This window comes from Petrocella sp., from assembly GCF_059865615.1.
This window is the reverse complement of sequence record NZ_JCBCDA010000064.1, coordinates 1-13,624: the sequence shown is the minus strand read 5'-3', so window position 1 is coordinate 13,624 and position 13,624 is coordinate 1. Positions and strand designations below refer to the sequence as shown.

The window sequence follows — 13,624 nt, the reverse complement described above, 5'->3', positions numbered from 1 at the left end:
TCTTCATTGTCCTCTTCTAAAAAACTGGTTTGACCATAAACAATGTTAATATCCCTAACAACAATTTCATATTTATCCATAATTTTGTGAATGGCTTTTATTTGCCCATTCTCTTCTTTTAAACGAATGAGAATCTCATAGTTCATTTTTTCAGCCTTAATGTCTTCCATACACCTTAAATTATGTAAGATATAATAAACCACAATACTGATAATCATACTGGTCAAGTACATACCGGACCCAATAGCCAATCCAATACAAGCCACAACCCACAAGGAAGCTGCTGTTGTAAGTCCCTTAACAGAGAATTTATCCCTGATGATGGTACCAGCGCCAAGAAAACCAATACCGCTTATAACTTGAGCACCGAGTCTAGCTGGGTCCGAATTCACCACTGTATGATAGGCTTCAAAAATACTAAATGAAGTAATCATAACAAGCGCTGAACCCATACACACAAGTGCGTACGTTCTAAGACCTGCTGGTCTATTACGGCTCTCCCGCTCCCAGCCAATGGTCGAGCCAATGACACAAGCCAGAAATATAGTAAACATACTTTTAACCAAGGCATTCAGATCAACCACATAATCCAACAACTGAAGTCTTGGCAAATCCATCAATAGTAAAACGCCTGTCATCATGGTTAGTACGCTGATGACCAAAAAGGCCGGTATATTCCATATATGACTTTTATTGCTTTCATTAATGGCAATACTTTTATTACTCATTTTATTCATATTTTAACACCCCTACTCAAAACCAATCATTATAAATTAACGCAAAATAAAAGAAATTATTCTTTCTTCATCTGAGTGATTTTACATATCTTCAGTTTTATTCTATCGAATTTCAAATACTATTATAGCTACTATATACCTTGGAGATAAAAACAACAATCAACTATCCTGCTTTTTTGTCAAATAATAAGAACTTACTTTTTTCGTTATTTAATTTAATCTTACGTGTCACTCTTTCTTCTTTTGGAGATTTCGTTAATGCAAAAATCGAAAGTAACATAATAATAGCAAAAGGAAAAGCCGCTACGATGTTGGCCGTTTATAAAGCCTCTAATCCTCCTGCAAGTAATAATGCCAATGCTAAAAATAATTGTGTAATACCCCAAGCCACCTTCTTTTTTGCTGAGGGATTAGGATTCCCACCTGATGTATAAATACCAAGAACAAAAGTGGATGAAGCCCTTTCTCCTAAAGAATCAGGATAAAATATTCCCCATAATGAAGTCGCCGAAATAATTAAAATTGATAACACAAATACAATCTTATTTCTTGATTTTTCTATGATTTGTGCAAACATAGTCACGCCCCTATTATGGTTAAAGGGTCAAAACTAAGTTTCACTACGTTCACTATATAGTTTGACACCTTACCCTATTATTTATGAAAGCCATGGAGTCATCCATGGCTTTCTCCAAAATCTGGAAATACTACTCCTTATTTCCTTCCCTTTTTTCAACCACCTTATCTTTTTCTATCATTTTAAAGAATGAGACCGCTACAATGATCAATACGAACATTAAGGGGAAAGCGGCCACAATAGAGGTGGTCTGCAATGGCTTTAATGCATTGAATAATAGGAGGGAGATAGATATGGAGCCTAATATCAATGCCCATAAAAAGGAATTCCATCTGGCAGGTTCATCGTCTTCTTTTAACTCTTTTGTCGTAACCGATGCCAAAGTAAAAGCAATCGTCGTCTGTCCGGTTACCATAGAAATAAAGGCCAGTAGAATAAATGCAAACAAAAGTATATTTCCAAGAGGTGCTGCTGCTATCGTCTCCACAACTGCCCATGCAGGACCTAGATTTTCAAATATAGATATGACATCTAAACCTCTGCCAGGAAATAATTCCGGATTATTAAAACTTAACTGAAGACCCATGGAGTAGTTGCCGAGGATTGAGAAGAATACCCAACAACCTAGAGATCCCCAAAAAACAGAACCTAGAACAACTTGCTTAATGCTTCTACCTTTTGATATTTTAGCAATATACAGACCCATAGCCGGTGCATAGACTACCCACCAAGCCCAGTAGAAAATCGTCCACCATTGTGGATGTTTGGATTGACCTACGGCATCTGTCCAAAAACTCATATTAATGAGTTCTGAAAACATAAGTCCCATTGCTGTCGTTGATTGATTAAGAATAAATACTGTATGCCCACCAAGTACGAGCAAAAATGTCAACACACCAAATGCCAAGTAAATATTAAGATCTGAAAGTCTTCTAATACCTTTTTCAAGACCAAGGAATACTGTAACACCGATGGATAATGTCCATACTGTAATAACTATAATCTCCAATTCCTGAGTGTGCACAATACCAGTAAGCTTAGAAATACCTGCTGTAAGCATCGGTGTTCCAAGTCCCATGGAAGTTGTAACACCACCTATAAGACCAAACACAAAAAATATATCAATAAGTTTACCCATCCAACCGTCTACTCTGTCACCCATTAAACCTCTGCAGGCTTCTGATAATCTTAGTATCGGTTTTTTTCTTACGTGATACACATAAGCGATGGCGACCGATACAACTGCATACATGGCCCAAGCTGTTGCTCCCCAGTGGAATAGACCATAAGTAGATGCCCATTCAGCTGCCTGCCACGATCCTACTTCTGCACCAAAAGGTGGTGACTGCCAGTAATAAATCCATTCAATGGTTCCCCAATAGAGCAATGAAGAACCTGTCGATGCGGTAAAAATCATACCGATCCAAGAGAAGGTTGAAAAATCTGGTTTTTCCCCAGGTGCCCCTAATATAACCTTACCATACTTACCAAATATCAAATAAATCGCACTGGCAAAAGCCGCTAAGGTGAACCAAATGTAAGTCCATCCCAATTCATTTGTCATATAATTGAATACGGCATTCAGTTTGACCAAACTGCTCTTTGGATTCAATACAAAATAGACTGCAAGTGCAATAGTGATGATTACTGAAGGCCAATAAATTGCTTTATCAATCTTCGGTCCTTCTTTGAATTTCTTAAATATGTTCATTTCACTTCCTCCTTATATTTGGTTAAGGCGTCAAAACTATATAGTTGAACTTTCACCTACCATATGTAGTTATGAATGTATCAACGTAATCTTCATATGGTAGGCGAATTTAGTGAAACTTATTTTTGACCCTTTAACCATATTTGCAATTTCATCAAATGAATTTTGCATTCTAGCCCTTTACTGATTTTTTTCAGCCATATCCGGATAATCACTAAAAATCCCGTCTACACCTAATTTCATAGCATAGAGGTATTCATCTTTTGTATTGACCGTATATGGAAACACTTTATAACCCCTTTTCTTACCTTCAGCTACAAAAGCCTCATCTAAATATTCTATAGCCGGATGAATACTATAAGGCATGATGCCGGATTGCTCAATCATTTCCCATGGGTGAATCCAATATGCATAGATTAAAAGACCGATTTTTATATCTTGATTTAATCCTCTGAACTTAAGCAGACTTACATGGTCAAAAGATGATACGATGACCCTCTCTAAGATGCCATAACCTTTAATTATATCCAATATACGTTCCTCAATATCGCCTCGCTCTCTGGCAATGCTTTTGATTTCGATATTCAACCATACATCCTTCGGGATAATCTCAGCCACTTCCGCAAGTGTTGGTACTTTTTCATCCTCAAATGCTTTGCCAAACCAACTACCTGCATCATAATCTTTAATTTCTTTCAAAGTTTTTTCTTTAATCCAACCTTTTCCATTGGTTGTTCGATTAAGAGTGTAATCGTGAATAACGACGATTTCCTTATCTTTTGTCAACTGCACATCGATTTCTATGCATTTCACACCCATCTCAACTGCTTTTCTTATGGAGGCCAGTGTATTTTCCGGTGCGTATGCGGAGGTTCCTTTGTGTCCAATAATCATTATTTGCCCCTTTCTTTATGCTTTCTACTTTGAATTAATATGAGTATATGTTTTTTGGCACAAAAAAAAAAGAGCTCGAATTAACCTTTTGTACGTTAATTTAACTCTAATTTTGGTTAAAGGGTCAAAACTAAGTTTCACTTAATTCACATGCCATATATAGATTACGTTGATACATTCGTAACTATATATGGTATGAGAAAGTTCAACTATATAGTTTTGACGCCTTAACCAATTTTCCAAACATTAATTTTTTGTAGGCTTTTGGGGTCATACCGGTTTCTTTTTTAAATACAGATGAGAGTTGCTGTGAACTTGAATAATTTAACGTCTCAGCTATTTCTTGGATAGATTGATTGGCTCCTATCAACATCTTTTTTACATCATTAATTTTCAGTTCCTGTATATATTGAGTTACATTTTTCCCTGTCTCTTCTTTGAAAATTCTGGATAAATACACTTTATGTATGCCTAACCTTTGAGATAAATCCGTAAGCTGTATGCCTTCTGTATAATGTTTATTGATTAAATGAATGGTTTGCATAACCCTCAAGCTATATTTCATTTCCACTTCAGTCTGATCTTTCTTAACAACGCGCTCTATAACTTTTGAAAACCAAGCAATGATTTCCTCAATGGTATTGCTTTCCTCCAACTCATTTAGTGGAATAAAGTTTTTGCCAAAGACCCACGCATAAGATAAATCATTTTTTCCGATATAGTCAACCAGCAGGGAAACAATACGCGCATTCACATAACGAATATAATTATACTGCATGAATCCCTTAATGTCTTCTAAGTAAATCGTTTCAACCGTCTCCAGCATGGCCTTTAAATTACCTTCGTCCATATACTTTTGTGCCCTATCGATCATTGTATCCAAACGATTTGGATTGAAGTTCGTCATTTGTGTAAAAACTGTATTATAAAATATATTTTTGTTCTCACCAAGAAAAACCCTATATTTACATGCTTCACTTGCCTCTTCATATCTTGATACGATATCCGTGACGCCCTTAAAACCTCGACTGATACCAATGGTGAAATCACAAAGCATAATTTCAGATATGATTTTCCTGACCCTTGTTGCCATGTTCTGACTATCATAAATATACTTTAGCTGGCTGCTTACCTGATTTATTTCTGTAAGGAGGACCCATTCAAGACTTCCTTTTTGTGCCAATCGATTTCCTGAAATACCTAATTTCACTCCTAAAGCGTTTCTAACTTTTTCTATACCTTCCGAATCAACATCGCAGTTCATCGTATCATTGCTAACTACAGGCGCATCAAAAGCTACTACTAAAAGAATATGATAACACGCTACAACCTCTGGTGAGCAATCATAAGTAGCATCCTCTTCTAATAGCTTATCAATAGATACATCAAAAGAGGTAGTAAATGCTTTTTCTTCAATAAGATCTTGATGCTGTCTTTTGCTCTTATTAAGCGCTTCAAGAAGGTCTTCCTTGGTAAGCATATCCTTTATAAGATAGTCATTAACACCATAGCGCATGGCCTCTCTAGCGTATGAGAATTTTTCATGGCAACTTAGCACAATAATCTCTTGTTGCTTGTTTATACTCTTAATGATTTTGATGAACGCCAAGCCATCCATAATCGGCATCTGAATATCCGTAATAATGATGTCTACTTTATTATTCCGATAAAATTCTATGGCCTCAGGACCATTATCGAATTCTTCCAAAATATAATAGTCTGTCTTATCCCAAGCCATAAACGCTTTTAGTGATTCCCTAGATGGCATTTCATCATCAATAATTATAATGGACTTTTTCATATCCGTAACCTCCATAACTTTTTATTGCTGTTCACTTTCAAGCTGATTCAAGGGTATGCAAAAAGATATCACAGTACCTTCACCTACTGCGCTTATGATTTTGAGCCTGGCTTCATCGCCATAAATAAGGCGTAACCTTTTATCGATATTATGAATTCCGATTTGATTAAAGGAACCGCTACTACCTTTTTCTTTGTTTAAAAGTATATCCTTAATCCTATTGGGTTCAATGCCAACACCATTATCTTCTATTTTGATTTTTAAGAAAGTTCTACCCAGCGCAATCGCTATGATAACTTTCCCATCTGATTTTTTCGGTATGATACCGTGATAGATTGCATTTTCAACAAGGGGTTGTAAGATAAGTTTTGGAATCATAAAATGACGACAAGATTCATCCAACTCATAGGTAATATCGAACACCTTATTATAACGGTATTCTAAAATCTTGATATAACTGTCAATACACATTTTTTCTTCTTTAAGGGTTATAAATGTCTTATCAATAGACATATTGAATCTCAATAAACGATTAAAGGATGTTAATATTTCCAGTAACCCTTCTGTTTTATTTATTTTCAACAAATATTGCATAGTGTGTAGAGTATTATGAATAAAATGAGGGTTGATTTGGGAATGTAATAAATCTAGTTTAAGCTCTACTGTTTCAACTTCTTTTTTCTTTTTATCTTCTTGCTCTAAATAAATCTGTTCAATGAGCTTTTGCTGTTCGGCCAACATATTATTATAGCCTTCAATAAGCGATCTTATCTCATCATGGGTTGTCGGTACCAATGGTTGTGGCCACTCTCCTGTAGCCAAAATATCCATAGATTCTTTTAGTAATAAAATTGGCTTTGTAATTCTTTTTGCAAATATAAAGGATGCTATAATAATAACGATGACACTCAAAAACCCAATAACATAGTAATATTTCAATATAGCATTTATGCCTGTTTTTAAATGATTATATTCCATGATACCTATAATTTGCCAATCAGAGTAGCTATCCAAGCCCTTTTTAATAAAATAAAAGTCCTTATCGTTAATATTTAAGATACCACTTTGACCGCCAAGTCTAATTATTTCATTTACTGATAGGACATCATCTCTATTGTCATCTTCAACTTTATAAATGACATTCCCCTCAGAGTCAACCACATACGCTGAATGAAACTCAGTTTTACAGGCATTTCTAAACGTCATAAATAAATAATCTATTTTTACATTGGTTAAAATTGTCCCTATCTCTTGATAATCATCCCTTGATAAATACATCTCAAAAAATGTTATGGTAGATTTGTTGCCTGGCTCAGTGTCAAATTTACTTGGAAAGTTTGTTGGTAATGAAAATGATGAGTAGACTCCTGAAGCCTTGAAGTCTTGATAAGCTTCATACTGATCAATTATTTCTTTGTATGGCGATATCATATAGAATGGATCATATATTTGATGATCTTTATCCATAAAGAATATAGAATTTATACCTACATCCGCATAAGCATAGGCTCTTGTTATTTCTGAAATAGCACGCATTTTCTCATACATACTTTCATAATTGTTTTCAGCAAGTAACAACCTTCTTTCCAACTCTTGGTTGTTAAGAACTCTTTCACTTAAGCTAAACACATTCTTTAATTCATCTTCCAAATCACTACTTATTATTTGAATTTTTTGATCTGCAATCGTTTTAACTTCTTTTAGCATGGTATTGGAAAATATAGTGATCGAAATAGCACCAAGTATAACAATGATACCAATAGTTAAAACTGTTATGAATAAAAAATACTTGTTTCTTAGATGTTTGATTCTCATTGTGCACCTCTAATAAGATACTCATCCAAAGCCTGTTGGGCAACATTTTGTGCTTCATCAAGGGCTGTTTTTGTCGGGATATTTAGAATCTCTACTTTCTCAGCTGCAATTCTTAAAGCTTCATATATTGCACCGCCTGTAGGATCGTACGTTATACTGGTTGTTTTTTTCATTTGTTCCATGGCCACTTTAAGATGCTCATTTTTCTCCATATAACTTTTAAATTCACTATGATCAATGACTGACATACGAATTGGTAAATACCCTGTCTCCATGGACCATTTTCCCGTCATTTCTTTACTGGTAAAATACTCAATCCAATCAAATGCCGCCATAGCAATCTCATCCTTGGTAAATGTAGGAATACAAATCGTATGCGCATTATGAACACCAACCGGTTGACCCTCAAAGCCTTCCCAATAAGGTTGCATTTGCGCTCCAATAATATTAAAGTCCAGTTCTCTTGCATCGCCTGCCGAACCTGTATAACCGGCAGCCCGTCCTTGTAATACATCGTCGATGGTAGCATACCAATATTGCCAACCTTCACCACCATAATGTACTTTCATGATTTGGTCTTCATGTATCCATTTTCGAAACTGTTCCCATGTATAAATCCAGGGCTCTTCGTTAATCAATACTTTCGTACCCTCCTCATTCAGTATCCTACCACCACGATTGATGGTGGCATCAATCAGGTTTTCTCTACCTTGCATTGGTTCCCAACCATATACCAGAATCTCGTCTTGTCCGGTAACGGTTAATCTCTCAGCTACCTCTGCAAGACTTTCCCATGTTTTGAGATTGGCCTCACTAAGTCCTGCTTGCTTAAACAAATCTTTTCTATAATAGAGAATCTGCGTTGTCCCATATATGGGTAAACCATATATCTTTTCATCTACCGTAACTTGGGCTAGAAACTTAGGAAAAATATCTTTCAAATCAAAGTCCGGTCTTTGATCAATAAACATATTTAAAGATCTTAACCCTCCCTTTTTTGCAAAACTATACATTTGATAATCTTCTAAGAGAACAACGCCCGGTCCTTTACCTCTTGCAAGCGCAGCTTCAAGGGCCTTAGAAGTAACATCATAACTATCAAAAGACACACCTTTAATTATGTGTGTCTTTTGAATCATATTATATTCCGCAATAAATGCTTCCATTGCCTCTCCCTGTACGCCTGTTAAACCATACCAAAATTCTATTTCTAGAGGTTTGGGATTTATTATATCAACATTTTGATTTGGGCTTTTACAGCCGGTACTACTTAATAATATTCCAAGACATAAAACAAGACCAATTATGATTGATTTCATTTGAACCTCGCTTATACTTATCTACCTCACACTCTGGTAATCGTAGATATCTTTGTGATTTTTGTTTATTAAGTATATATCAGCTAGAAAACATTGTCAATTTTTAGTTATTTTATGTAACCTCAATACCGTTGAAAACCACCTTTGGGGTCGAAGCGATTCTCACCAACGCCACCCATGATTTTGGTGTCAAACATATATCCAATATAGGGTTTGGCCCATTCAGATATGAGTGATCCATCTTCAAAAACCGGAAGTGTCGCTTCTGTCTCCATATTCAGTGCAGCGGCTGTCGCTGTAAGCATTTTTGCGGCTTGCTCTCTCGTAATAGGATTCTTAGGTTCAAAAGTTGTTTCTGAAGTACCTTCGGCAATGCCTAGGACATATGCTGCCAGTATATTTCTTCTAGATGTCTCTGTTAAGGCTGCTACGTCTTCAAAAGGTGATGTAGAAGGCATTTCCAAGTCCATTATGCCCAAATAAGCTTCAATGGTCATACCCATTGTCACTTCAATACTCGTGATGGCCAGAGTACAAAACTCACTTCTATTAATGGTTTTTGCATAGTCCATTTGCAAAAAATTCGGTATCAAAGCGATGTTTTCTGCTTCTCTAACTTCAGTCACCGCCCATGATGCAGGGACATCCACAAGACCTGTGGCGGATTGTCTTAATACATTCTGGGTACTATGAAGTGCTTTATAAACACCATCTCTTCTACCACCTGTCCACAATGTGCCATCCGACTTTAGAACCACTTGGTGTTGATAGCCTACGGTCATATTGTAGACATCTGTTGTCCATATTACCGGAGAAGATAGATGCGTCATGCCTAAACCATAATTGTTGTTTTTACCCCATGTCCATATCGTATAGTCATTTTTTATAACAAAAAAGGCAGTATCTCGTATGGCCACATGCATGACATTCTCCATGATTTTCACCGGCTCAAGTATCGGTCCATTAATCTCTTTCGTACCATCAAAAAATCTTCCTTGATTGCCCCTACCGCACATCCACAATGTTCCATCCTTCTTAATAATCATCGTGGTGGTCAAATCACCAACGACATACTCGACATTTTCCAATATTTTCACTGGTTGAAGAATCGGTTCTGTGTGTCCAACCCCTAAAGCACCGTATGTCGTGTTGCTAATATCGTTCCAACCCCATAACTCATCTGCTTCATTGATAAAAAATCGGTTATACCCCCCAATTGTTATGAATTTGACTTTGCTACTATGAAATACTGGCTCAAACATAGTTTTGTTTAGTTGAAGAAGTGTCCCATCCGTTTTAAGAACAAAAATGAGTTGATTATTATACCCATCTAATGTGGCCATGGTAACACCCTCAAGGATTTTGATAGGTACTATTGTTTTTTTGTGACTTGGTAGCCTGCCCCAATACTATAATGTATCATCATTTTTAACGACAAGGACTGCATAACGGTTTACACTTATGCTTTTTACATCTTCTAGGAGTTGTTTTGGTTCCTCTATGTACGCCAATTCGCTTCTGAGCAAGCCTTGGTCATTTTTTCCATATCCCCATAGACTTCCATCTTCTTTAACAAAAAAAGTTGTACCCCACCCTGCTGCTATGAAATTACTTTCACCCATAGCATGGACCTTTATATCTGTATTTACTGATAACGCTAGAGCCATAATCATAATCATAACTATGATTTTTTTCATCTATTTGCCTCCTCCTCTAATGATCTATTCTTATCATGGGTTCATCATGCCATATCTTATAGTCATGTTTATATCATAGCTCTAAAAATGATTTTTCTCTAACTTTAACAACTATTGCTTTAGGCTTCGAATTATCTTGGGCATCTATAGATTTCTTCTTAATTATTTTGATAGTTCACTTGAGTGCCATCAAATATAAACATGGTCGAGTAGATTTCATCTTTCACCAGCGCCTCCCACGTATTTGGCTTATCCAAAATGATATCCAATCTACTTGTGACGTCATAACCTTCAATTTTGACATTTCGGGCATAGGAAGCTTGAGTTCCATCAAAGAAGATGATTATCTCTCCACCTTCATTGTTAGCTAAATTTTTTTCACTATAGGTTACATAGAATTTACCGTCTTTGTCGATGAACTGTTGCATATAACGGTTGATATCTGATTCATCATCACTTACACGACTATAATCAATCGTCTTCTCCTTAGGATCATAGGTTAACATCGTTTTAGATACCTTACCTGAATTCCAGTAGGCATTATAGCTATAATGATATTGATCGCCTTCTTTTACTAATGCGCTATCATATTGACCGGCACCATTTGGCATATCCTTCTTAGCATCTTCCCATGAATCTGCCATTAAATGTAGTGCCTGTTCAAGTTCAATATCGGCATTAATCATTTGCAAGGTGCTAAATGTCATCATATCTCCTAAAAACGCAAAATCATCAATGTCTTCTCCTGCCTCTTCTAATACATTATAAAAATCTTCAAACTTGTTAGAAAGTTGCACTATACTTGCAAAATTATCTTCTTTTGTTACAGCTTCTTCCACTTGTGCTACAACTTCCATGGTATCTTGTATGAGCGTTTCATCTGTTAATGATTCAACGTTTTCTATTAAAGCACCTAGTCCTTGAGCTACCTCATCTTCTTTATTATTACCACATCCTGCAAATATAAAAACCAATAAACTGATCATACCTATCCATATACCATATTTTTTCATTTGTTTTTATGATGACTACGTCACCATATCTCCTTTCTTTTAGTCCGTCAAATCTAATATGCCTGCATCATAAGACAAGGCCTTAAGGGCCAATATGCCTTGAATACAAGGTTCTTTATCTACATAATGCTCACTTGCAAGAATAATCTCGCATTCAAAACCAATTAAGTAAAAAGCATAACCGGTTGATTCCAATCGGATTAAGAACTGAGGCAACTTGTCTTGATCAATGGACGCCTCGACAATACATGCTATTTTAGACTTTTCTCTAACTTGCGATAGACAATGTTCAAGACTGGACCTTTCTGAAAAGCTCATAGAAACAACTGCGTTATTTCCTTCAATCTTTTTAAAAACAAAAAAGTATTGTCCCACAGCGTTTCTTTTTATTTCAAAAACAGCACGTTTCATTCTATACCCACCACCGGTTCATTATTTAATTGGATTAATAATCCATCTCTTGAAAGGTTACATTACTCGGGATTTGGAAATATTTGTCGTCGACCTTATTTAAGATTTCAAATTTGGTTATGTTGTTTTCCATGACCAACAGGTCGCCAACCCACACTTCAGTCTTTAAAGGACTACCAACCTCAGGTGAAAACCAATTTTTCATTATGGTATCTCCATCTTCCACTTCATAGTAAATGACCTCTTTACCATCTAATTGTTCGACTTTGGCTTCCAATAATGTTTCATACTCAGAATCATAGAATCCAAGACCCTCTTCAAAAAAATCATCATACATTTCATCTTCCATTGAATCTTTCATTAAATAGCCCGTCGCTTCACCCTCCATGTATGAGTATGTCATGTCAATTCCGTCAACTTCTTTAGTTAAAGTAATTCCCACACCCAGCGGTGAAATAGACTTCATATACAGATCACCATTTTTGTTTTGAACCACTTCTATTTGCGTCGTCTGAATGTCAGAGCCTGTATACATTTTTGTTTCCATGATTGATTTATAAGCAATGTTATCAAAGAAATTACCTTCACCTTTAAGCTCAATGCTTTTTAATAAATCTTCCCCTGTCAAACTAGAATCATAAGTAATCTTGGCCTTGCCTTTAACCTCTGACAAATCCATTACCTCTTCTTTATCTTCGTTCTCTTCCGTCTTTTCTTCTGTAAGCGCTTTGCTACTTTCTTCTGTATTTTCTGTTTCTTGGGTACTATTTTCTGAAACTGTGTTTTTTGTTGGTGTTTCATCTTTACCGCAACCTACCAAAAGTACGACAACAATCATGCATACAAAAACTTTAATCATCTTCATTTCTTTACCCCATTTCTAATAAAAATATTCATTTATTTACTTAATGGTTAAGGCGTCAAAACTATATAGTGAAACTTAGTTTTGACCCTTTAACCACTTAATATTAGTCCCACCAAGATGGTGGATGTTCACCATCATAATGTGTTTCATGTTTAATCTCTTTGTACCCACTTAATTGATCAAAAATATCGATGCTTTCTTTTTTAAGATCTGATAGTACATATCTTTTTCTATAACCAGGTACTTCTTTTCCTTTAAGGCTTTCCTTCAAATAACTATCGATTTGTACAAACTTACCACTTTTTAAATCAATGACATAATCATAAAAAGTAGAGTAGTCATGAACGCCGCCCATTCCTAAATCCTGAAACGTGATTACAGCTTTGCCATCATCTACGCGCCTACCTCTAAAGCCTAATGCTTCAAAAGCAAACCATTTCATATCTAGTACTGAACTTCTATAGTGTTCTATGAGCTTAAGCTCCGGAATAATGGTTGTAAAGTAATCCGCATTAACATCACGAAAATAAAAAGCCTTCATGCTTTTTCCTGCTGCATTGCTGGCAGTACTTTCTATTAGTACTTGTTTCATTTCGCCACTTGTACTATATAGCTTAAGCTTTTCTTTAGTATCAAGGTTTGTTAGCGCCATGGAGAAGGGTTCATCGATAAAAGTATTTCTAAATGCTTCCTGAAACTCTTTTTTATTTTCTTCATCATACAAATAGATAAAAAAAGTCAAATCCTTATAATCGACATCTGTAGGTTCAAAAAATATTTGATC

At 35.8% G+C, this 13,624-nt stretch carries 13 protein-coding genes; all 13 read right to left on the bottom strand.

Features of this window, described 5'->3' with window-relative positions; translation table 11 throughout:
• Window positions 1-737, bottom strand: a 737-nt coding sequence (locus AC6F8J_RS07475) for an MgtC/SapB family protein (protein WP_500722149.1), incomplete at its 3' end; no start/stop codon positions are given.
• A 319-nt stretch (window positions 738-1,056) separates the two neighbouring features.
• Complete coding sequence (locus tag AC6F8J_RS07470) at window positions 1,057-1,314, bottom strand: BCCT family transporter (RefSeq protein WP_500722146.1); 258 nt, start codon at window positions 1,312-1,314, stop codon at window positions 1,057-1,059.
• Between the two features lie 130 nt (window positions 1,315-1,444).
• Entirely contained in the window at window positions 1,445-3,025 is a 1,581-nt protein-coding gene (locus AC6F8J_RS07465) for a BCCT family transporter (protein ID WP_500722144.1), read from the bottom strand.
• Window positions 3,026-3,205: 180 nt separating this feature from the next.
• Window positions 3,206-3,919 (bottom strand): phosphatidylinositol-specific phospholipase C domain-containing protein, encoded by a 714-nt coding sequence (locus AC6F8J_RS07460; protein WP_500722140.1) that lies wholly within the window; start codon window positions 3,917-3,919, stop codon window positions 3,206-3,208.
• Window positions 3,920-4,124: 205 nt separating this feature from the next.
• Window positions 4,125-5,720 carry a response regulator gene (locus AC6F8J_RS07455; protein ID WP_500722136.1) on the bottom strand — a complete coding sequence of 532 codons (1,596 nt, stop codon included), beginning with the start codon at window positions 5,718-5,720 and terminating at the stop codon, window positions 4,125-4,127.
• 21 nt (window positions 5,721-5,741) lie between these two features.
• On the bottom strand, window positions 5,742-7,535 hold the full coding sequence (locus AC6F8J_RS07450) for a histidine kinase (RefSeq protein ID WP_500722134.1): 1,794 nt from the start codon (window positions 7,533-7,535) through the stop codon (window positions 5,742-5,744).
• Window positions 7,532-8,854, bottom strand: coding sequence for an extracellular solute-binding protein (locus AC6F8J_RS07445; RefSeq protein ID WP_500722132.1), 1,323 nt, complete (start codon window positions 8,852-8,854; stop codon window positions 7,532-7,534). Before AC6F8J_RS07445 ends, AC6F8J_RS07450 begins: the two co-directional genes overlap by 4 nt.
• Before the next feature lie 122 nt (window positions 8,855-8,976).
• Window positions 8,977-10,197, bottom strand: a complete 1,221-nt coding sequence (locus AC6F8J_RS07440) for an S-layer homology domain-containing protein (RefSeq protein WP_500722129.1) — start codon at window positions 10,195-10,197, stop codon at window positions 8,977-8,979.
• A gap of 66 nt (window positions 10,198-10,263) precedes the next feature.
• Window positions 10,264-10,551, bottom strand: a complete 288-nt coding sequence (locus tag AC6F8J_RS07435) for a hypothetical protein (protein ID WP_500722126.1) — start codon at window positions 10,549-10,551, stop codon at window positions 10,264-10,266.
• A gap of 158 nt (window positions 10,552-10,709) precedes the next feature.
• Window positions 10,710-11,564 (bottom strand): hypothetical protein, encoded by an 855-nt coding sequence (locus AC6F8J_RS07430; protein WP_500722123.1) that lies wholly within the window; start codon window positions 11,562-11,564, stop codon window positions 10,710-10,712.
• A 39-nt stretch (window positions 11,565-11,603) separates the two neighbouring features.
• Window positions 11,604-11,975 carry a YegP family protein gene (locus AC6F8J_RS07425; protein ID WP_500722121.1) on the bottom strand — a complete coding sequence of 124 codons (372 nt, stop codon included), beginning with the start codon at window positions 11,973-11,975 and terminating at the stop codon, window positions 11,604-11,606.
• A 34-nt stretch (window positions 11,976-12,009) separates the two neighbouring features.
• Window positions 12,010-12,840, bottom strand: a complete 831-nt coding sequence (locus AC6F8J_RS07420; RefSeq protein ID WP_500722118.1) for a hypothetical protein — start codon at window positions 12,838-12,840, stop codon at window positions 12,010-12,012.
• Window positions 12,841-12,943: 103 nt separating this feature from the next.
• On the bottom strand, window positions 12,944-13,624 hold a 681-nt coding region (locus tag AC6F8J_RS07415), incomplete at its 5' end, for a hypothetical protein (RefSeq protein ID WP_500722115.1).

What these genes read in the sequence shown, in the direction of transcription:
- AC6F8J_RS07470 (WP_500722146.1), bottom strand. Translation starts at nt 1,314, where the DNA reads ATGTTTGCACAAATCATAGAAAAATCAAGAAATAAGATTGTATTTGTG.
- AC6F8J_RS07465 (WP_500722144.1), bottom strand. Translation starts at nt 3,025, where the DNA reads ATGAACATATTTAAGAAATTCAAAGAAGGACCGAAGATTGATAAAGCA.
- AC6F8J_RS07460 (WP_500722140.1), bottom strand. Translation starts at nt 3,919, where the DNA reads ATGATTATTGGACACAAAGGAACCTCCGCATACGCACCGGAAAATACA.
- AC6F8J_RS07455 (WP_500722136.1), bottom strand. Translation starts at nt 5,720, where the DNA reads ATGAAAAAGTCCATTATAATTATTGATGATGAAATGCCATCTAGGGAA.
- AC6F8J_RS07450 (WP_500722134.1), bottom strand. Translation starts at nt 7,535, where the DNA reads ATGAGAATCAAACATCTAAGAAACAAGTATTTTTTATTCATAACAGTT.
- AC6F8J_RS07445 (WP_500722132.1), bottom strand. Translation starts at nt 8,854, where the DNA reads ATGAAATCAATCATAATTGGTCTTGTTTTATGTCTTGGAATATTATTA.
- AC6F8J_RS07440 (WP_500722129.1), bottom strand. Translation starts at nt 10,197, where the DNA reads ATGGCCACATTAGATGGGTATAATAATCAACTCATTTTTGTTCTTAAA.
- AC6F8J_RS07435 (WP_500722126.1), bottom strand. Translation starts at nt 10,551, where the DNA reads ATGAAAAAAATCATAGTTATGATTATGATTATGGCTCTAGCGTTATCA.
- AC6F8J_RS07430 (WP_500722123.1), bottom strand. Translation starts at nt 11,564, where the DNA reads ATGAAAAAATATGGTATATGGATAGGTATGATCAGTTTATTGGTTTTT.
- AC6F8J_RS07425 (WP_500722121.1), bottom strand. Translation starts at nt 11,975, where the DNA reads ATGAAACGTGCTGTTTTTGAAATAAAAAGAAACGCTGTGGGACAATAC.
- AC6F8J_RS07420 (WP_500722118.1), bottom strand. Translation starts at nt 12,840, where the DNA reads ATGAAGATGATTAAAGTTTTTGTATGCATGATTGTTGTCGTACTTTTG.